The organism is Streptomyces sp. NPDC041205, assembly GCF_055591765.1.
Window position 1 is genome coordinate 355,701 of record NZ_JBVIZH010000002.1, and the last position, 18,900, is coordinate 374,600.

Annotated in this window: 10 protein-coding genes and 1 pseudogene; 8 read left to right on the forward strand and 3 right to left on the reverse strand. The window is 73.5% G+C overall.

The window, feature by feature from the left end; all coding sequences use genetic code 11:
- Nucleotides 1–165: 165 nt before the first annotated feature.
- Both ACZ6BG_RS08540 and ACZ6BG_RS08545 read left to right on the forward strand, forming a co-directional pair.
- Nucleotides 166–2,772 (forward strand): protein kinase domain-containing protein, encoded by a 2,607-nt coding sequence (locus ACZ6BG_RS08540; protein ID WP_468998679.1) that lies wholly within the window; start codon nucleotides 166–168, stop codon nucleotides 2,770–2,772.
- Nucleotides 2,773–2,917: 145 nt separating this feature from the next.
- Complete coding sequence (locus ACZ6BG_RS08545) at nucleotides 2,918–5,254, forward strand: protein kinase domain-containing protein (RefSeq protein ID WP_468998683.1); 2,337 nt, start codon at nucleotides 2,918–2,920, stop codon at nucleotides 5,252–5,254.
- A 10-nt stretch (nucleotides 5,255–5,264) separates the two neighbouring features.
- Here ACZ6BG_RS08545 and ACZ6BG_RS08550 read toward each other — a convergent pair whose 3' ends face one another.
- Nucleotides 5,265–5,645, reverse strand: a complete 381-nt coding sequence (locus ACZ6BG_RS08550) for a VOC family protein (protein WP_469000143.1) — start codon at nucleotides 5,643–5,645, stop codon at nucleotides 5,265–5,267.
- A gap of 84 nt (nucleotides 5,646–5,729) precedes the next feature.
- Nucleotides 5,730–6,161, reverse strand: a pseudogene (locus ACZ6BG_RS08555) (hemerythrin domain-containing protein); the annotation flags it as partial.
- A gap of 718 nt (nucleotides 6,162–6,879) precedes the next feature.
- On the opposite strand from ACZ6BG_RS08555, the gene ACZ6BG_RS08560 reads away from it, so the two are divergent.
- The 5 genes from ACZ6BG_RS08560 (at nucleotide 6,880) to glgB (ending at nucleotide 16,544) form a co-directional block, all read left to right on the forward strand.
- Nucleotides 6,880–8,079 carry a S8 family peptidase gene (locus ACZ6BG_RS08560; protein ID WP_468998686.1) on the forward strand — a complete coding sequence of 400 codons (1,200 nt, stop codon included), beginning with the start codon at nucleotides 6,880–6,882 and terminating at the stop codon, nucleotides 8,077–8,079.
- 291 nt (nucleotides 8,080–8,370) lie between these two features.
- A complete protein-coding gene (locus ACZ6BG_RS08565; protein WP_468998688.1) occupies nucleotides 8,371–10,434 on the forward strand; it encodes an alpha-1,4-glucan--maltose-1-phosphate maltosyltransferase in 2,064 nt (687 codons plus the stop codon).
- The gene (treS, locus tag ACZ6BG_RS08570) at nucleotides 10,431–12,149 is read left to right on the forward strand and encodes a maltose alpha-D-glucosyltransferase (RefSeq protein WP_468452256.1); all 1,719 of its coding nucleotides are present in this window, start codon (nucleotides 10,431–10,433) and stop codon (nucleotides 12,147–12,149) included. The genes ACZ6BG_RS08565 and treS overlap by 4 nt, the downstream gene beginning before the upstream one ends.
- Nucleotides 12,150–12,318: 169 nt before the next feature.
- Nucleotides 12,319–13,833 (forward strand): maltokinase N-terminal cap-like domain-containing protein, encoded by a 1,515-nt coding sequence (locus tag ACZ6BG_RS08575; protein ID WP_468998690.1) that lies wholly within the window; start codon nucleotides 12,319–12,321, stop codon nucleotides 13,831–13,833.
- Nucleotides 13,834–13,907: 74 nt separating this feature from the next.
- Complete coding sequence (gene glgB / locus ACZ6BG_RS08580) at nucleotides 13,908–16,544, forward strand: 1,4-alpha-glucan branching enzyme (RefSeq protein ID WP_468998692.1); 2,637 nt, start codon at nucleotides 13,908–13,910, stop codon at nucleotides 16,542–16,544.
- Nucleotides 16,545–16,605: 61 nt separating this feature from the next.
- On the opposite strand, the gene ACZ6BG_RS08585 is transcribed toward glgB, so the two are convergent.
- Nucleotides 16,606–17,130 (reverse strand): GtrA domain-containing protein, encoded by a 525-nt coding sequence (locus ACZ6BG_RS08585; RefSeq protein WP_468998696.1) that lies wholly within the window; start codon nucleotides 17,128–17,130, stop codon nucleotides 16,606–16,608.
- Between the two features lie 388 nt (nucleotides 17,131–17,518).
- Here ACZ6BG_RS08585 and ACZ6BG_RS08590 point away from each other — a divergent pair, with 388 nt between their 5' ends.
- Nucleotides 17,519–18,694, forward strand: coding sequence for a serine hydrolase domain-containing protein (locus tag ACZ6BG_RS08590; protein ID WP_468998698.1), 1,176 nt, complete (start codon nucleotides 17,519–17,521; stop codon nucleotides 18,692–18,694).
- The last annotated feature ends 206 nt before the right edge of the window (nucleotides 18,695–18,900 follow it).

The following is an 18,900-nucleotide window of genomic DNA, read 5'->3' on the forward strand; positions in this document are numbered from 1 at the left end:
TGTCGGCGTATCGAAGGTAGCGGCGCGCGGGCTCGGCAACCACGGCGCACGGGGCGCACCCGAGGCGCCCCACATTGACGTGGACCTGCCGCGCCAGAGGGGCTGCCGCAGGGATAACGTGACCCCCGGTCACGAGAGTTCACGCGGTCACAGGGGGTACGGGGGATGATCGGCCAGCTTCGGGAGGCGTCACCACGCCGGATCGGCCCGTACGAGACGCTGGCGCGGCTCGGCGCGGGCGGCATGGGCGAGGTGTTCCTCGCGCGGCCGCTCGAACTGTCCGGGTACGGGCCCGGGGACCTGGTCGCCGTCAAGTCCATCCGCAACGAGCTGGCGACGGACGCGGTGTTCCAGCGCCGCTTCCGGCGGGAGGCCGAGGTCGCCGCCTCGATCACCAACCCGTACGTGGCGCGCCTGGTCGGCAGCGACACCGACGGCGAACAGCCCTGGCTGGCCACGGAGTACGTCGTCGGCCCCACCCTCGCCGAGGCCGTGCGCCGCCACGGACCGCTGCCCGCGGGCGCCGTCGCCTCCCTCGGCGAGGGCCTGGCGCGGGCCCTGGCCGGGGTGCACGAGGCGGGGGCGCTGCACCGCGACCTCAAGCCCGCGAACGTCCTGCTCGCCCTCGACGGGCCCAAGATGATCGACTTCGGCGTGGCCCGGGCGCAGGCCGCGTCCACCATGACGTCGACGGGGCTCCTCGTGGGCACGCCGGGCTTCATGTCGCCCGAGCACGTGGCGGGCGGCAGACACGTGGTGGCGGCGTCCGACGTCTTCTGCCTCGCGTCCGTGCTCACCTACGCGGTGACCGGGCGCGATCCCTTCGGCGACGGTCCTGTGGCGGCCGTCCTGTACCGGGTCTCGCAGGCCGAGACCGACCTCGGCGGGATGCCCGACGAGCTGCGGTCGGTGCTCGCGGCCTGCCTCGTGCGCGACCCGGACGAACGGCCCGCGCCGGCCGACCTCGTCGAACGGTTCGGCGCCCTCCGGGAGGCGGCGGACGCCCCCCAGTGGCCCGAGCCCGTCCGCGCCCGGATAGCCGAGGCGCGCCGGGACGTGGAGCAACTGTGCGCCTCGGGGCGGCCGTTGCTGCCGGTGCCGGTGTGGCCGGAGGCGGCGGCCGGGGCCGGGCATCCGGCGACGGCCCAGGACGGGCCCGCGACGGCGCCGGGGCAGGCGGGGGCCGCGGCGGGGCAGTCGGCGGCCGAGGCGGCGGGGGCGGGTGCCGGGCGCGGTCCCGGCGGCGCGCACCAGTTGCCGACGATGAGCGGCTCCCCGCCGCCCGTGCCGGGGGGCGCCGCCGGTCCCGCACGCTCCCGGCGCCGCCGGGCCGTCCTCGGCATCGTCGCCGTCGGCGTGGTGGCGGCGGCGCTCGGCGGCGCGCTCGCGGTGTGGGGTCCTGGGACGTCGGACGGGGGCGGGGGTGATGGCGGGGGCGGGAGCACCAAGGGCCCCGGGAACAGCGCGGAGCGCGGCTGGGTCGAGCCCGGCCCGAAGGACCCCGCGGCCATCAGGAAGCTGATCGCGCGGGCCGAGGTGAGCGGCGGCGGCACGGCGGACGCGTCGGGGTCCGTGCCGCAGATCGCGACCCAGCGCCCCAAGGGCTGGAAGGCCTGGCGCGGCAAGCTCGGCCACGCTCCGATGGGCTGCTCCGCCGACACCCGCGCCCTCGTGTGCCTGCTCACGAACGGCACGTACGAGGCCGTGCGCACGAGCGACGGCAAGCGGCTGTGGACGTCCGGGAAGGTCGACCCGGAGGGCGGCATGGACGAGGCGTACTACGGGCCGAGCGGGTCCTTCTTCATGCCCGGCGACCGCCTCGAACCGGCCGTCAGGGGCGGCAGGGCGGCCATCGCCCGCGACGGCGTCCTGCAACTGCGCGACTCCACGACGGGCAAGGTCCTCTGGAAGGCCGAACCCCCGGACGAGCGGCGCGTGTTCAGCCGGACCCCGTTCCTCGACGACGACGTCGTCCTCGTCGTCGCGCAGGTGCCGTTCGTCCAGGAGGACGACCCGGCGCCGTCCCTGTACGCGTACGACGCCGCCACCGGCCGCCCCCTCTGGGAGAAGCGGCTCGGCGAGGCCCCGCGGGCCAAGGTGGACCTCAACCTCTACGGGATACGGGCCCTGCGCGACGGAGTCGTCTACGCCGACCGGGAGAAGGGCCTCGCCGCGTACGACGCCCGGACCGGTGACCTCGTCGGCCGGTCCTCGGACTCCTGCGGCGCGGTCCTCGCGACCGAGAAGGCGGTGCTGTGCGCCGCCTACGACGAGGGCGGCAGCTCGGCGGCGCGCCCGCCGATGCTGCGGCTGACGCCACGCACCCTCAAGAGGCTGGACGGCCCCCTGCCGTACCCGTCGTCCGACGGCAGCGGCCCGGCGCCCGTCGTGACCGCCGTGAACAACGCCGTGGCGGTGGTCAAGGACGGCCGCGCGGGCCGGGTCCTCGTGCACGACCTGCGCACGGGCAAGTCCCTGTACTCCGAGCGGACACCGAAGGGCAACGTCCCGCCCTCGGCTCCGCTCATCCTCGGCAACCGCGTCGTCTACGCCGGCAGCGCGGCGCTGTACACGCTTGCGCTCGGCCCCGGCGACGGCAAGGCCACCCGCCTTCCGGTGCCGGGTGCGCCCGGCGACCGCCCCGAGCCGCCTCCGAACGCGGCCGCCACGGTCATCTCCGAGACGCTGCGCCCGCCGACCGTCCTTGCCCTCGGGGGCGTGGCGCACATCGTCTACGACGAGGGCCGGATCTCGTCGGTGGCCATTCCCTAGCGGGCCGAATCCCCGGCGGGCCGAATCCGAGCAGGCCGTCTCCCTGGCAAGCCACCTCCCCGGCAAGGCCCGTCCCCCGGCCCGAACTGCCCCCCGCACCGCCCCGAACCGCCCGAACCGCCCCTGAACCGACCCGAGGAGTCCCATGCTCGCCCCCCTCCCTCCGGGCGCCCCCCGCCGCATCGGCCCGCACACCCTGCTCGCCAGGATCGGCGCGGGCGGCATGGGCGAGGTGTTCCTGGCGCGCCGGGACGGGCAGGGCGCGTCCGCGCTGGTCGCGGTGAAGGTGGTGCGGCAGGACCTGGACCTGGACGACGCGTTCCGGGTGCGCTTCCGGCGGGAGATCGCCGCGGCCCGGGCCGTCACGGGCCCGTTCACCGCCGCCCTGGTGGACGCCGACGCGGACGCCGAACGCCCCTGGCTCGCCACGGAGTACATCGCGGGCCCGTCCCTGGCCGACGTGGTCGAGCGCCGCGGTCCGCTGCCCGTCCCCGCGGTGCGCGCGCTGGGTGCCGCGCTCGCCCGCGCGCTCACCGCCGTGCACGGGGCGCGGGTCCTGCACCGGGACCTGAAGCCGGGCAACGTGCTGCTCGCGCCGGAGGGGCCGCGTCTGATCGACTTCGGCATCGCCCAGGCCTTCGAGGCGACGGCCCTGACCATGACGGGCGTCCTGGTGGGCACGCCGGGCTTCCTCGCCCCGGAGCAGATCGAGGGCTCGCACGCGGTCGTGCCCGCGTCGGACGTGTTCTCGCTCGGCGCGGTCCTGTGCCACGCGGCGACCGGCCACGGACCCTTCGACGACCCGGAGGCGGCCGCCGTCGTCTTCCGCATCGTGCGGGGCGACGCCGACCTGTCCGGCGTACCGCCCGAGCTGCGCGACACCCTCGCCGCGTGCCTGCGTCCCGCCCCGGAGGGCCGCCCCACCCCGGCGGACCTCGCCAGAGCCCTGTCCGAGCCCGAGAGCGGCGCGTCCCCGGGCCCGTCCCCCGGCCCCTCCCCCTTCCCGTGGCCCGCCGACGTCCTGTCGCTCTTCGCCGAGTACCGGGAAGCCGTGGCGGACCGCGAACGCGCCCACGAACAGGGCGGGTTCGCCGACGCCGCGACCACGGCGGGCAGCTCGGGGCCCAGGCTGCGCGCCGAGCCGTCCCCGACGCTCGGCGCGGCTCCGGCGCCACGGCCGGTCCCGCCGCCCGCCGCCGCCACGCCCCGGCGCGGCCGCCGTCGGCTGTGGGTCCTGGCCGCGACGCTCACCACGGCCGGGCTCGCGGTGGCCGCCGTGACGCTGCCGGACGCGCTGCGGGACCGTCCGGGCGGCGAACCGTCGAAGAAGGCGCCGAGCGCTCCGCGGGTCGCGGCCGACCGTGTGGTCACCGCGTACGGGAACGAGGACCACTCCGGCGAGTTCGGCCCGTCGGCGGCCGGGCGTGCCGAGCGTCCGGACGGCTGGCGGTTCTGGTCCCGCGAGCGGTCCGGCGGCATGGACGGCATGGGGAAGGGCTGCGTCCTGGCCGGGGACACGCTCGTGTGCCGGGACGGGCGCGGCGCCGCGCGGGCCCTCAACGCGGCCACGGGTGCCGACCGTTGGTCGACGCCCGGCTTCTCCACCGCGCCGAGCGGCTTCCAGGAGGTTCCTCCCGAGTCCGACGCCAAGCGGGTCTTCGTCCCGAGCGAACGAGGCGTCAGCGCGCTCGGCGTGAAGCGGGGCGAGGTGGTCTGGCGGCACAAGGCGCCCGGGTACGCGGGCCTGATCTCGATGACGTACACGCGAGGGGTGGTGTACACCGCCGAGTTCAACCTCGACGGCGCCCCCGACCCGTACACCACCACCGTGCGCGCCAGGAACGCCGTGACGGGCGACGAGATCTGGCGGACCACGATCAAGGGCAAGCCCCAGGGCACCCCGCTCGTCCGGGGCGGTGCGCTGTACACCGCCCTGGAGAACGGCGGCGTGGTCGCGCTGTCCGCCAAGGACGGCGACCGGACCGCCCGCGTCGCGAAGCCGCGGTGCGACAGCCTCCTCGGCCACGGCGACGCGGTGGTCTGCTGGTCCCGGACGGAGGACGGGGTGCGGGTCCTCGACGGGGACACCCTCGCCGTGCGCCGGACCATCGGGGCGGGCAAGCCGCTCGCCCCGCCGGTGGTGGGCACCGCCGACGTCCTGGTCATCGCCCATTCCCCCGGCGCCCGGACCCCCAACCGCCTGGCGGGTTACGCCTGGCGGTCGGGGAAGAGGCTGTGGGACCTGCCCGCGGGCGGCGACGCCACGGCGCTCGCGCTGTCCGGGGACCGGGTGTTCGTCGTGAATTCGCACGACGTCCGCGGTGTTCCGCTCAGCGGCGACGCGGAGCGGGTCACCACCTGGTCCATCCCCTACTCCGCCACGGGCCCGGAGCCGAAGACGCTGTACACGCCCCTCTTCCTCGGCGGCGCGGTGTTCGCCGAGTCGGGCAAGGGGCCGATCGTCTCGGGCCGGGTCCTGTGAGGGCCCGCGGTCACCGGTCCTGCGGATACCAGCGCAGCTCCACGGAGTTCCCGTCCGGATCGCGCACGTAGATCGACTCGGCGCTGCCTCTGGCGCCGAATCTGCCGACCGGGCCCTCCAGGACGGTGAGCCTGCCGGAGTCGATGACCTCCTGCCAGTCCAGCGGCTCCACGACCAGGCAGATGTGGTCGACGTTGGACTCGCCGCGCTCGCCCGAGACCAGGTCGATGATGGTCACCGGGCTGACCCGCGCCGAGGGGAACGGCACCTTCCCGGCGCGCCACTCCTCGACCCGGACCGGCTCCAGGCCGAGGGTGCCGCAGTAGAAGTCCAGGGCGCGCTCGACGTCCCCGACGTTCAGGACGAGGTGGTCGAAGTCCTTGACGCGCACGACGCTTTGCTCAGTGGTCACTGTTGTTCCTTCCTCAGATGCGGGATCTACCGGCGGGAACGGTACCTCGGCGAGGACCGGAACCAGCCAGGTCTCCTCGTACTCCAGATGTTCCGTCAGGTCCGCCGCGAGCCGGTCGAACTCCCCGAGGAACTCCCCGGGGTCGGCCGCGGCGAGGTCGGCGAGCAGCCCGACGAGGCTCTCCTTGAGCCGGGCGATGGCGCGGTGCTCCGCGCTCAGCCGCTCCAGGGCGGGCCGCAGGTGCGGGTGGTGTGCGGCGACGCCGGGGAAGACGTGGTCGTCCTCGCCGGTGTGGTGGAAGGTCAGCGCGTCGCAGAACTCCAGGCAGCGCTGCCGGATCTGCAGCCCGAGGCCGGGCGCGGGCGGCTGCCCCGGCCCCTGGTGGGCGGCGCGCTCGGCGAAGTGCGCGGCGGCCTCGGCACGCAGTTGGACCAGCTGCTCGCGCAGCCAGTCGTGCACTTCGAGGAGCTTGTCGGCGAGGGTGGGCGTGGACATGCGTAAGGGGTTCTCCAGACAGGTGGGTGCGCGGCACGCGGACCGCGAGAAGACAGCAGGAAAGGAAGCAGGAAAGAAGAAAAAAGGGGGGTGCGCGGGCGCGCTCAGGCTCGGAGGGCCCGGCGCGCGGGCACGGTCACGTCGAGGACGTCGTGCCGGTGCGCGGCGAGGTGAAGTGATGTGTACGCAAGGTCATGTCCCTTGGTGTGGGTGCTCACCCGGTCACCGGCCCGCCCACTGCTCTTCGGCCGGTGCCACGCGGCACCCGCCCATTACAGACGGCGTTTCCGCGTGCTGTCAACGCGGACGGGGACGCCCCGCCGACGCTCCGGCCCGGGTCGGCGCGGGCCGGCCCGGTCGGCCGGTCCGCGCGGTGGGTCCGGGTCGGGTCGGCACCCGCCCGCTCCCCCGCCGGAGTCCGGACTGCGGCGGGGGTCCGGGACGGGTTGCCGCCCAGGGCCCTGATGTGATCTTCCCGAACCCCCAAACCCCAAGTCAATCCTCGGATTTGCTCGTATGGCGCCAAGTCAGAGCTTGGATGCACGGCGCTTTGATCATGCTTCGTGCCGATAGCACCCGTTCCACCCGCTGGTGCGGCCTTGTCGCACTTCTCCCCGCACGAGACGCTGCGGGGGACGGCGCCGCCGAACACCGTGCCCGCGGACGCGCGCGCACCCCGGCGGGACCTGCCGTCGGACCCAGGGGAGGGAATCCAGTCATGGCTGAACCACGGGCAAGACACCTACGGATCAAGGGAGTTCTGGCGGCCGCCGTCACGGCGGCCGCGCTCTCGATCGTCCCGACCACCGCGCACGGCGCGCCCGCGGGCCCCGACACGCCCACCGGCCCGGGGGCGGCCCGGTTCGGGTACGTCGTGACGCTCGCGCCGGGCACGAGCGCCGCGTCCGACGCGGGCCGCGACCTCGCCGAGCGGTACGGGGCGAGCATCGACCGCACGTACAGCGCGGCGCTCAACGGCTTCGCCGTACGGGCGGACGCGGCGCAGGCGGCCCGCCTCGCCGCCGACCCGGCGGTCGCGTCCGTCGTCCCGGACACCCGCGTGCGCACGGGCGCGCGCCAGCAGAACCCGCCGTCCTGGGGCCTGGACCGCATCGACCAGAAGCGGCTGCCGCTCGACAAGTCGTACACCGCGCCGCGGCGGGCGGGCGCGGGCGTCACGGTGTACGTCATCGACACCGGCGTGCGCACCTCGCACCGGGACTTCGCCGGACGTGCCCGCTCCGGGCGGGACTTCGTGCAGAACGACGGGGTCGCGCAGGACGGCAACGGCCACGGCACGCATGTGGCCGCCACGGTCGCGGGCACCAAGTACGGCGTCGCGAAGAAGGCGAAGGTCGTGGCCGTGCGGGTGCTCGACGACGAGGGCACCGGCACCCTCGGCCAGGTCCTCGCTGGCATCGACTGGGTGACCCGGCACGCACGGAAGCCCGCGGTCGCCAATCTCAGCCTCGGCGGCCCGCCCAACGCCCAACTCGACGCGGCCGTCCGCGCGTCCATAGCGTCGGGCGTGACGTACACGGTCGCGGCGGGCAACGAGAACAAGCCCGTCAGCCAGTCCTCACCGGCCCGCGTCGAGCAGGCCCTGACGGTCGGCGCCACCGACCGCCTTGACGCCCGCGCCGCGTTCTCCAACCGGGGCGCGGGCCTCGACCTGTTCGCGCCGGGCGTGGCGATCCGGTCCGCGTCGAACAGGAACAACACCGCGTCCGCGGTCTCGTCGGGTACGTCGATGGCGGCGCCGCACGTCGCGGGCGCGGCCGCGCTGTATCTCTCCGGCCATCCCTCGGCACGGCCCGCCGATGTCGCCAAGGCGCTCGTCGCGCGCTCCGTCAAGGGCCGCGTGTCCGGCCCCGGGGCCGGGTCGCCGAACAGGTTGCTGCAGGTGAGCGGCCTGTAATCGGCCAATTCGTACGGGTCGCGCCGACGGCGCGCCAGCGCGGGGACCGGCTCCGCCCACCCGGGCGGGGCCGGTTTCCGTTCCTTTCGGACCATGCTCGGGGAGCGGTCGGTCTTGTGCGTGCCGTTACGCGCGAGTAGTTAACAGAGCGCCGGATTGCCCACCCGAGAAGCGTGGGAAGGCTCCTCCGGTACGCACGCGCACACGCCCCCCCACGGGCCCGGTGCGGGTGCGCCGCGGAACCCCTCCACGACTCATCTCCGCCCACTCGCACGCGGAACAGGAGCGGTCATGCCTCAACCCCGTAAGGCGTCCAGGGAGTTCACCGTACGACCCCGTACCGGACGGGTCCCCGTCCTGGACGTGGCACCGGTCGTGCTCGGCGGCCGCGCCCCCGCCAAAGCCGTCGTCGGCGAGACGTTCCAGGTCACCGCCACCCTCTTCCGCGAAGGGCACGACGCGGTGGGCGGCAACGTCGTGCTGCGGGATCCCTCGGGGCGCCCCGGCCCCTGGACCCCGATGCGGGAGCTTGCGCCGGGCACCGACCGGTGGGGCGCGCGGGTCACGCCCGGCCGGGAGGGCGAGTGGACCTTCGCCGTGGAGGCGTGGGGCGACCCGGTGACGACCTGGCGACGGCACGCGGCGATCAAGATACCCGCGGGCATCGACACCGAACTGGTCCTGGAGGAGGGCGCCCGGCTGTACGAACGGGCCGCCGCGGAGGTGTCCACGCCCCCGGCCGCAACGACCGCCCCCGCCGAGATCCTCCGCGCCGCCGCCGAGGCGCTGCGCGACCGCACCCGGCAGCCCGCCGCGAGACTCGCCGCCGCCCTCACCCCCGAGGTGGACGCCGTCCTCACCCGCCATCCGCTGCGCGAACCCCTGGCCTCCAGCGCGGAGTTCCCGCTGCGGGTCGACCGCGAACGGGCGCTCTTCGGGGCCTGGTACGAGTTCTTCCCGCGCTCGGAGGGCGCCGTGGTGCGCGAGGGCGCCCCGCCCGTCAGCGGCACCTTCCGCACGGCCGCGGGGCGGCTGCCCGCCGTCGCGGACATGGGCTTCGACATCGTGTACCTGCCGCCGATCCACCCCATCGGCAGCACCTTCCGCAAGGGCCCGAACAACTCCCTGTCGGCCGGCCCCCACGACGTCGGCGTGCCCTGGGCCATCGGCTCCCCCGAGGGCGGCCACGACTCCGTCCACCCGGACCTCGGCACCCTGGACGACTTCGACGCGTTCGTGGCCGAGGCGGCGCGGCTCGGCCTGGAGGTGGCCCTGGACTTCGCGCTCCAGTGCTCGCCGGACCACCCCTGGGTGGACAAGCACCCCGACTGGTTCGCCCACCGGGCCGACGGCACCATCGCGTACGCGGAGAACCCCCCGAAGAAGTACCAGGACATCTACCCGCTGGCCTTCGACCGTGACCTGCCGGGCCTGGTGGCCGAGACGGTCCGGCTGCTGCGGTTCTGGATGAGCCACGGCGTGCGGGTGTTCCGCGTCGACAACCCGCACACCAAACCCGTCGTGTTCTGGGAGGAGGTGCTGGCCGAGATCCACCGCACCGACCCGGACGTGCTGTTCCTCGCGGAGGCCTTCACCCGCCCCGCGATGCTGCGCACCCTCGCGGCGATCGGCTTCCACCAGTCGTACACGTACTTCACCTGGCGCAACACGAAACAGGAACTCACCGAGTACCTAAGGGAGTTGGCGGGTGAGACCGCGCACTACCTGCGGCCCAACTTCTTCGTGAACACCCCGGACATCCTGCACGCCTACCTCCAGGAGGGCGGGCGGCCCGCGTTCGCGGCGCGCGCGGTGCTCGCCGCGACGCTCTCGCCGACGTGGGGCGTGTACAGCGGCTTCGAGCTGTGCGAGAACACCCCGGCGCGCCCCGGCAGCGAGGAGTACCTTGACTCGGAGAAGTACCAACTGCGCCCGCGCGACTGGGCGGCCGCCGAGCGCGCGGGCACCACGATCGCGCCCCTGATCAGCACCCTGAACCGGGTCAGGCGCGCCAACCCGGCCCTCGCCACCCTCCGTGACCTGCACTTCCACGACACCGACAACGACTCGGTGCTCGCCTACTCCAAGTCGGCGGCGGACACCGGCGGTTCGAACACGGTTCTGGTGGTCGTCAACCTCGACCCTCACCACACCCAGGAAGCCACCGTCTCGTTGAACATGCCACAGCTCGGGCTCCAATGGCACGAGTCCGTGCCGGTGCGCGACGAGCTCACCGGCGAGACCTACCACTGGGGCAGGACCAACTACGTGCGCCTCGACCCGGGCCGGGCCCCCGCGCACGTGCTCGTCCTGCGACCGTCCTCACCGCTGATCGGAGGGTCACCCACAACATGATCTTCAACGAGCCCGTCCAGGACACCTTCGAGGACACACCCACCAAGGACCGCGACCCCGACTGGTTCAAACGCGCCGTCTTCTACGAGGTCCTGGTCCGCTCCTTCCAGGACAGCAACGGCGACGGCATCGGGGACCTCAAGGGCCTCACCGCCAAGCTCGACTACCTCCAGTGGCTGGGCGTGGACTGCCTCTGGCTGCCGCCGTTCTTCAAGTCGCCACTGCGCGACGGCGGTTACGACGTGTCCGACTACACGGCGGTCCTTCCCGAGTTCGGCGACCTCGCGGACTTCGTGGAGTTCGTGGACTGCGCGCACCAGCGCGGCATGCGCGTGATCATCGACTTCGTGATGAACCACACCAGCGACCAGCACCCGTGGTTCCAGGCCTCCCGCAACGACCCCGAAGGACCCTACGGCGACTACTACGTCTGGGCGGACGACGACAAGCAGTACCAGGACGCCCGGATCATCTTCGTCGACACCGAGGCCTCCAACTGGACCTTCGACCCGGTCCGCAAGCAGTACTACTGGCACCGCTTCTTCTCCCACCAACCGGACCTCAACTTCGAGAACCCGGCCGTCCAGGAGGAGATCATCTCGGCCCTGCGGTTCTGGCTCGACCTCGGCATCGACGGCTTCCGCCTGGACGCCGTGCCCTATTTGTACGCGGAGGAGGGCACCAACTGCGAGAACCTGCCGCGCACCCACCACCTGCTCAAGCGGGTCCGCGCGGAGATCGACGCGCACTACCCCGACACGGTGCTGCTCGCCGAGGCCAACCAGTGGCCCGAGGACGTCGTCGACTACTTCGGCGACTTCGCGCACGGCGGCGACGAGTGCCACATGGCGTTCCACTTCCCGGTGATGCCGCGGATCTTCATGGCCGTGCGGCGCGAGTCCCGCTATCCGGTGTCGGAGATCCTCGCCAAGACCCCGGCCATCCCGTCCGGCTGCCAGTGGGGCATCTTCCTGCGCAACCACGACGAGCTGACCCTGGAGATGGTCACCGACGAGGAACGCGACTACATGTACGCGGAGTACGCCAAGGACCCGCGCATGCGCGCCAACATCGGCATCCGCCGCCGCCTGGCCCCGCTCCTCGACAACGACCGCAACCAGATCGAGCTGTTCACCGCCCTGCTCCTGTCGCTGCCCGGATCGCCGATCCTGTACTACGGCGACGAGATCGGCATGGGCGACAACATCTGGCTCGGCGACCGGGACGCCGTGCGCACCCCCATGCAGTGGACACCCGACCGCAACGCGGGCTTCTCCTCCTGCGACCCGGGCCGCCTCTACCTCCCCACGATCATGGATCCGGTCTACGGCTACCAGGTCACCAACGTCGAGGCCGCCATGTCCTCGCCGTCGTCGCTGCTCCACTGGACCCGCCGCATGATCGAGATCCGCAAGCAGAACCCGGCGTTCGGCCTCGGCTCGTACACCGAACTGCCCTCGTCCAACCCGGCGGTGCTCGCCTTCCTGCGCGAGGCGCCCTCCACCGGTGAGGACGGCGACGACCTGGTCCTGTGCGTGCACAACTTCTCCCGCTTCGCCCAGCCCACCGAACTCGACCTGCAGGCATTCAACGGCCGCCATCCCGTCGAACTCATCGGCGGAGTGCGCTTTCCGGCCATCGGTGAACTGCCGTACCTGCTGACACTCGCGGGGCACGGGTTCTACTGGTTCCGACTGCGCGACGACTCGGCGTAGGGTCGCCGTCACAGGCGGCGTGAGTCGGCCTCTTCCGGCGTGACCCACTCCGCACAGGGCACTCGTACACGGCACGTCCCCGCTCGGCACCTCCCGCACACGGCACCTCCCCTGCTCGGCACCTCCCTCGGTACCTGACTTGTCCGCGCCGCGGAAAGGACGGGACATCATGTCGGAAGCCGCCACCCGCCCCAGTGCCGACCCCGGCGCGCTCCTCGCGTCCCTCGATCCGCTGCTGCGCGGCTGGCTGCCGCGCCAGCGGTGGTTCGCGGGCAAGGGCCGCCCGGTCGCGGGTTTCGATCTGGTGGCGGCAACGGAACTGCTTCCGCCCGGTGCCGAGCAGGGACTGCTGCATCTGCTCGTCCGCGTACGCCAGTCACTGCCGGGAGCCGCCCCGGGAGCCGACCACGAACTGCCCGCCGACTGCTACCAGTTGCTGCTCGGCGTCCGCACCGAGCTCCCGCCCCGGCTCGCGCCCGCGCTGATCGGCCATGTGACCGGCGGCGCGCTGGCCGGGCGCACGGTGTACGAGGCGCTGCACGACCCGCGCCTGGCCGCGCTGCTCCTGGAGCGGCTGCGGCTGCCGGGGCGGCTCGGCGTGCTGCGGTTCCTGCGGGCGCGGGGGGTCCACGGGGGCACAGACCTCCCCGACTTCCCGGACTCGCCCTCCGCGGGGAACACGCGCGGCGTCGACATACCGCCCGGCCTCGTGCCCCGCGCGCTCGGCGTGGAGCAGTCCAACTCCTCACTCGTGTACGGAGATACGTTCATCCTGAAGCTGTTCCGGCGGGTGGTGCCAGGCGTCAACCCCGACCTGGAGCTGCCGCTCGCCCTCGCCGCGCAGGGCTGCCGCCGGGTGCCGCCGCCCGCCGCGTGGATGACGGCCGACGGCGCCGACGAACCGCTGGTCCTCGGGGTCCTCCAGCCGTATGTGGCCGGGGCGACGGACGGCTGGGAGCTGGCCCTCCAAGTCCTCGCCAAGGGTGCCGACTTCAGCGCCGAGGCCCGCGCGCTCGGCCGCGCCACCGCCGAGGTGCACGCCGCCCTCGCCGCGGCGCTGCCCACGGTGACGCTCGGCCGCGCGCAGGTCGAGCTGCTCGCACGGGGCATGGCGGAACGCCTGGACGCGGCGGCGCAGGCCGTCCCCGCGCTGCGCCCGTACGCGCCCGCGCTGCGCACCGCCTACGACGCGCTCGCCGACCTCGGCGGTGACTTCGGGGAGGGCGGCGCCGGCCTCACGGCCCAGCGCGTCCACGGCGATCTGCACCTGGGCCAGTGCCTGCGCGCACCGTCCGGCGCCTGGTCCCTCATCGACTTCGAGGGCGAGCCCGCGCGCCCGCTCGCCGAACGCCGTCTGCCGCAGCCGGCCGCCCGCGACGTGGCGGGCATGCTCCGCTCCTTCGACTACGCCGCCCGCGTCTACCGCCCCTGGTCCCCGGAGTGGGCCGACACCTGCCGCGCGGCGTACTGCTCCGGCTACGCCGACGTCTCCGGCCGCGACCCCCGCACCTCGCCGGTGCTCCTTCGCGCCCACGAGGTGGACAAGGCCGTGTACGAAGCCGTGTACGAGGCCCGGCACCGCCCGGACTGGCTGCCCGTGCCGCTGGCCGCCCTCGACCGGCTCGCCGCGGGGTCCTCGACGCGGGAGGGAGCCGCCGACCCCGGCACCGACGCCTCCCTCTGACCGCCTCACCGCCCAGCCACCCCGCCGCCCCGCCCCGCCGCGCATCCCCCGCCCGCTGACAGGAGGCCGCCCCCGTGACCCGCCGCCCCACCTCCCGCACCCCGTCGGACCAGCCAGAACACGAGCCCGACAGCATTCCCCCGCAGCCGGATCCGGCGCGGCCGACGAGGGCCCCGAAGGCGGCCACATCAGCGAGTACGGACGAGTCGTCGAGGACGGCGAAGTCGTCCGGTACGGCGAAGGCGGCCAAGAAGGCCGCCAAATCAGCCGCCAGGACGGCCGCCGACAAGACCGTCACGAAGGCCACGAAGGCCACGAAGAAGACAGCCAAGAAGACGGCGAAAACGGCCAAGGCCGCCGTGCCCGCGAAGAGCGGCAGGGCCCCGTCGCCCGCCGCCGAGACGCCCCGGACGACGGCGACGGCCAAGGCGACCGCCTCTCCCGACGCCCCTGCTCCTCCCACCTCCCCCACGGCTCCCGTCTCCCCCGGCGCCCCACTCTCGCCCCTCGCCCCCCTTGCCCCCCTTTCTCGTGTCCCCGAAGCCGACCGCGCCCGGCTGCTCGACGGGACCCACCACGACCCGCACTCCGTCCTCGGCGCCCACCTCACCGGCGACGGCGTGGCGTTCCGCGCGCTGCGGCCGTACGCCCGTGCCGTGACCGTCGTCGCCGGGGAGCTGCGGGCCGAACTGGCCGACGACGGGGACGGGTTCTTCTCGGCCGTGGTGCCGCTGCGTGCCGTACCGGACGCGTATCGGCTGCGGGTGACGTACGACGAGACGGAGCTGGAGACCCCGGACGCGTACGGGTTCCTGCCCGCGCTCGGCGAGTTCGACCTGCATCTGCTGGGCGAGGGGCGGCACGAGCGGCTGTGGGACGCGCTCGGGGCGCGGCCGATGACGCACCAGGGGGTGCGCGGCACCCGCTTCACGGTGTGGGCGCCGAACGCCCGGGGCGTGCGGGTCGTGGGGAACTTCAACTTCTGGGACGGCGTCGGCTTCCCGATGCGGTCGCTCGGCGGCAGCGGGGTGTGGGAGCTGTTCGTGCCGGGGCTCGGCGCGGGTGAGCTGTACAAGTTCCAGATCACGCGGCCGGACGGCGGCATGACGTTCCGCGCGGACCCGCTGGCGCGCCGCACGGAGGCGCCACCCGCGAACTCCTCCGTCATCCACGAGTCGACCCATGTGTGGCGGGACGAGGAGTGGCTGCGGCGGCGCGGCGAGACCCCCGTGCACGAGGCGCCGTTCTCGGTGTACGAGGTGCACCTGCCGTCCTGGCGCCCCGGCCTCACGTACCGCCAGCTCGCCGACCAGCTCCCCGCCTATGTGGCCGACCTGGGCTTCACGCACGTGGAGCTGATGCCGGTCGCCGAGCACCCCTTCGGCGGCTCCTGGGGCTACCAGGTCACCGGCTTCTACGCGCCGACCGCCCGCCTCGGCCCGCCCGACGACTTCAAGCATCTCGTCGACGCGCTGCACCGGGCCGGGATCGGCGTGCTCATGGACTGGGTGCCCGCGCACTTCCCGCGCGACGACTGGGCGCTCGCCGAGTTCGACGGGCGGCCGCTGTACGAGCACGAGGATCCGGCGCGGGCGGCGCACCCCGACTGGGGCACCCTGGAGTTCGACTACGGGCGCAAGGAGGTGCGCAACTTCCTCGTCGCCAACGCGACGTACTGGTGCGAGGAGTTCCACATCGACGGGCTGCGCGTGGACGCGGTCGCCTCGATGCTCTACCTCGACTATTCGCGCGAGCACGGCGAGTGGTCGCCGAACGAGCACGGCGGCCGGGAGAACCTGGACGCGGTGGCGTTCCTCCAGGAGATGAACGCGACCGTCTACCGGCGCTGCCCCGGCGTCGTCACCATCGCCGAGGAGTCCACGGCCTGGGACGGCGTGACCCGGGCCACGCACCACACCGGACCCGGCGGCTTCGGCGGGCTCGGCTTCGGCCTGAAGTGGAACATGGGCTGGATGCACGACTCGCTCGGCTACATGTCCAAGGACCCGGTGCACCGCAAGCACCACCACCACGAGATGACGTTCTCGATGGTGTACGCCTACAGCGAGAACTACGTCCTGCCGATCTCGCACGACGAGGTGGTGCACGGCAAGCGGGCGCTCGTGTCGAAGATGCCGGGCGACTGGTGGCAGCAGCGCGCCAGCCACCGCGCCTACCTGGGCTTCATGTGGGCTCACCCCGGCAAGCAACTCCTCTTCATGGGGCAGGAGTTCGCGCAGGGCGCGGAGTGGTCGGAGGGGCACGGGCCCGACTGGTGGCTGCTCGACCCGGCGTACGGCGCGGAGGCCGACCACCGGGGCGTCCGCGATCTGGTCCGCGACCTGAACGCCTGCTACCGCGCGGTGCCCGCGCTCTGGCAGCGGGACACCGACCCGGGCGGGTTCGCGTGGGTCGACGGGGACGCCGCCGAGGACAACGTGTTCGCGTTCCTCCGCCGGGACGCGCAGGGCTCGCCGCTGCTCGCGGTGTCCCACTTCTCGCCGGTGGTCCGGCGGGACCACCGCCTGGGCGTCCCGGAGGAGTACGCGGCCTGGCAGGAGGTCCTCAACACCGATGCCGCCCGTTACGGCGGCAGCGACACCCTCAACCCCCACACCCTCAAGCCGGACGCGTCCCCGTCCCACGGCCACCCCACGTCCCTGCGCCTGACGCTGCCGCCGCTCGCGACGATCTGGCTCCGCCCGGCCTAGGACCGGGTCCGCCCCCGGCCAGGGATGCCGACCGGGGGCGGTGCCGTCAGGGGCGGCGCCGTCAGGCCGCGTAGCAGAGCGCCGCCGGGTCGGCCGGGGCCGAGGCGCGGGCCACGGTCGCGGGCACCGGCAGGGCGGGGCGGGGGGCGGCCGGGGCCTGCGTGCGGGTCCGGGCGAAGACGACGAGGCGCAGCACCACGAACCGCGCGACACCGGCGAGCGCGGAGGCGGACAGATAGACGACCTGCTCGACGACCGCGCCGGGCGCGGCCACCAACTGCTGCAGGACGAGCATCGCCACGCTGGTCACCACGTACGCGGCCGCCGCGGACCCGGCCGACTGGGTGTGCTGGCGCCAGGTCGCGCGCCCGCCCGCGCCGAAGGTGAAGCGGGCGTGCAACTCGGTGGCGAGGAGCGTGGAGACCACGGTGATCAGGGCGTTGGCCAGGACCCAGGGGATCCAGGAGGCGAGGGCCGCCACGGCGAAGCTGGAGGCGACTCCCACCCCGCCGCCGCAGAGCACGAAGCGGGCGAAGGCGGTGAAGGCGCCGGGTGCCGTCCGCTCCTGGCTCTGCGCTGTCTCCATGATCCGACCCCTTCGACTCACTCCGCGAAACGCGCGCCCCCCGACCGTGGGGCCGAGGGGTGCGCTGCTCATGACGCCATCATGGCACACTCATGGCGCCATGGCGAGCCACTTATGGCACCACCGATGTCATCAGTGGCGCCACACTCTGACTGGTGTCACGAATACGCAGGTCAGCGACGTGGCACGGCTTCGGCGCACTGGCGCCATACGAGCCGACCGGGGCATCCCGGTGGCACCATCCTCTGCCGAAGGCGCCGTCCGGTGACATGGGGCTAACCCCACCTGAAGGCGGCGGGGTGGCCGGATCGCCCGGAGGTGCCACGTCGGGAAAGGCTGATCACGGCGGCGATCACCGCCGGTTTCGCACCTTCCCAGGAGTTGGCACATGCGTGAGCAGAACAGGCAGACCGTCCATGCGTCCCGGTGGCAGCGGGGCGGTCGGCGCCGCGTCGTGACGGCGGCGGCCGCGGTGGCCGTCGGCGCCCTCACCCTGGGCGCCCTGGCGCCGTCCGCGGCGACGGCCGCGACCCGGCCGGACTCCGTGCAGCAGGGCCTGGACAAGCTGGTGCGCGACGACGGCATGCCCGCCGCGCTGGCGAGCGTCCAGGACCCGACGGGCCGCACCCGCACCTACATCGCGGGGGTCGCCGACCTTGCCACCGGCGCGCAGGTGCCCCGGGACGGCCAGGTGCGGGTCGGCAGCAACACCAAGGCGTTCACCGCCGTGGTCGTCCTGCAACTGGTGGCCGAGGGAAGGCTCCGCCTCGACGACCCGGTCGAGAAGCACCTCCCCGGCCTCCTGCGCGGCGACGGCATCGACGGCCACGCCATCAAGGTCCGCCACCTCCTCCAGCAGACCAGCGGCCTGCCCAACTACACCGAGTACGACATCCCCCTCAAGCACTACGAGCCCAAGGACCTCGTCGACATCGCACTGCGGCACAAGGCGAACTTCGCGCCCGGCGAGAAGTGGCAGTACAGCAACACCAATTACGTCCTCGCCGGCATGATCATCGAGAAGGTCACCCACCACTCGTACGCGGAGGAACTGGACCGCCGCGTCATCAAGCGCGCCGGGCTGCGCCACACCTACTTCCCCGCCCCCCGTGACGCGACCATCCGCGAGGCCCACCCCCAGGGCTACATCCAGGAGAAGCCGGGCGCGCCCCTGCAGGACGTCACGGAGATGGACCCGTCCTGGACCTGGTCGGCCGGCCAGCTCGTCTCCACCAACTCCGACCTCAACCGCTTCTACACCAAGCTCCTCACCGGCCACCTCCTCAAGAAGCCCCAGCTCGACCAGATGCGCACCACCGTCAAGGGCGCCGACGAGACCTTCGGCCCCGGCGCCCGCTACGGCCTCGGCCTGGTCAGCAAGCCCCTCCCCTGCCGCCCCGGCGAGGTCTACTGGGGCCACGGCGGCAGCTTCCCCGGCTACGAGACCCGAGGCGGCGCGACGGCGGACGGCCGCGCGGCGAACGTGGCGGTGACGACCCAGCCGAGGGACAAGACAGCGATGTCCCACGTGGACAAGGTCGTGGAAGAGTCCCTCTGCCGCTGACCCACCCACCACAACCCGCCGACCCGACCCCAACACCCCGCCCTTCCAGGGCACTCCGGGCCCAACAACAACGCCCCGCCCACTCACCACAACCCCGCTGAACCAACCGCGCCCCCCGGACGCGCCAGGCCCAACAGCAACACCCCGCCCACCCGCCACAACCCGCCGAACGACCGCACCACCCCACTCCCCCCAGGGGTGCGACT

Excerpts from the sequence above, each read along its gene's own strand:
- ACZ6BG_RS08540 (WP_468998679.1), top strand. The coding sequence starts at position 166 with ATGATCGGCCAGCTTCGGGAGGCGTCACCACGCCGGATCGGCCCGTAC.
- treS (WP_468452256.1), top strand. The coding sequence starts at position 10,431 with ATGATCTTCAACGAGCCCGTCCAGGACACCTTCGAGGACACACCCACC.
- ACZ6BG_RS08545 (WP_468998683.1), top strand. The coding sequence starts at position 2,918 with ATGCTCGCCCCCCTCCCTCCGGGCGCCCCCCGCCGCATCGGCCCGCAC.
- ACZ6BG_RS08585 (WP_468998696.1), bottom strand. The coding sequence starts at position 17,130 with ATGGAGACAGCGCAGAGCCAGGAGCGGACGGCACCCGGCGCCTTCACC.
- ACZ6BG_RS08565 (WP_468998688.1), top strand. The coding sequence starts at position 8,371 with ATGCCTCAACCCCGTAAGGCGTCCAGGGAGTTCACCGTACGACCCCGT.
- ACZ6BG_RS08560 (WP_468998686.1), top strand. The coding sequence starts at position 6,880 with ATGGCTGAACCACGGGCAAGACACCTACGGATCAAGGGAGTTCTGGCG.
- ACZ6BG_RS08575 (WP_468998690.1), top strand. The coding sequence starts at position 12,319 with ATGTCGGAAGCCGCCACCCGCCCCAGTGCCGACCCCGGCGCGCTCCTC.
- ACZ6BG_RS08590 (WP_468998698.1), top strand. The coding sequence starts at position 17,519 with ATGCGTGAGCAGAACAGGCAGACCGTCCATGCGTCCCGGTGGCAGCGG.